This window comes from Ensifer sp. LC11, from assembly GCF_001695835.1.
Taxonomy (GTDB): Bacteria; Pseudomonadota; Alphaproteobacteria; order Rhizobiales; family Rhizobiaceae; genus Ensifer.
Map to the genome: position 1 here is coordinate 1 of NZ_MBSO01000060.1, position 1,051 is coordinate 1,051.

Annotated in this window: 1 protein-coding gene; it reads right to left on the minus strand. The window is 62.2% G+C overall.

Going from position 1 to position 1,051, the window contains the following annotated elements; genetic code table 11:
- Positions 1-10 precede the first annotated feature (10 nt).
- Positions 11-959 (minus strand): IS630 family transposase gene (locus BBX50_RS26795; protein WP_139108279.1). Its coding sequence is split into 2 segments (ribosomal slippage): positions 11-622 and positions 624-959, totalling 948 coding nucleotides; the frame shifts between segments, so codons are not numbered across the junction.
- Positions 960-1,051: the final 92 nt, after the last annotated feature.

Sequence of the window (1,051 nt, forward strand, 5' to 3'; positions counted from 1 at the left end):
CTAGAGCGTTTCATGTTTTGACGGAAGCGTAGCCGGCGTTTGCGAAGTAATTGCTGCATTCGCCGGGTTGGATGGTTGCGACGAGCGAGCCGATGTGTCGCCAGGTGTCTTCGATCGTTCGCTTTTGTGCATGGCGCATCCAGTGCTTGATCTTGGCGAAGGCCTGTTCGATCGGATTGAGGTCGGGGGAATAGGGCGGCAGGAACCAGAGCCTTGCGCCGGCGGCTGTGACGATCTGACGGACGGCCGCAGATTTGTGGCTGGCGAGATTGTCCATGATGACAATGTCGCCAGGCTTGAGGATGGGCACGAGCTGCTGCTCGACATAGGCGCGGAAACATTGGCCGTTGATCGGCCCGTCGAAGACGCAGGGTGCGGTGAGCCGGTCGCACCGCAGTGCACCCAGGAATGTCAGCGTGCGCCAGTGACCATGCGGGGCAAAGGCGCGCAGGCGCTTGCCCTTCGGACCCCAGCCGCGCAGCGGCGTCATGTTGGTCTTGATCCAGGTCTCATCGATGAACACCAGCCGGCTGGGATCGAGACCACCCTGCCATGCCTTCCAGCGCTGACGTCGGCGGGCAATGTCGGCGCGGGCCTGCTCAAGGGCGAACAGCGTTTTTTTTGAAGCGCAGCCCCTCGCGCCGGATGAACTGCCACACCGCATTGTGGGAAACAGTCACACCGCGCCCCGCCAGCTCAGCCTTCAACCCATGCAAGCTCAGCTGCGGGTTCTGGGTGAGCCGCTCGGTGATGAAGGCGCGATGCGGCTCCAGAATGCGCTTGCGATGGCCACCCATCTTGCCCGGCGCGACCGAGCCGGTCGCCCGATAGCGCTGCGACCACTTCACCACCGATGCAACCGATACACCAAAGCGCGCCGCAACCGAACGGCAGGTCTCACCCGCCAGAACCGCCGCAACAACACGCTCGCGAAGATCATTCGAAAGGGCTCGTGTCATCAGAAGCTGGCCTCCGCCCAGCCAGCATCTTGAATCACAAAACCGACCGGCCGGGAATCCCCCCAGATTCAGACAAGCAATGAAACGCTCTA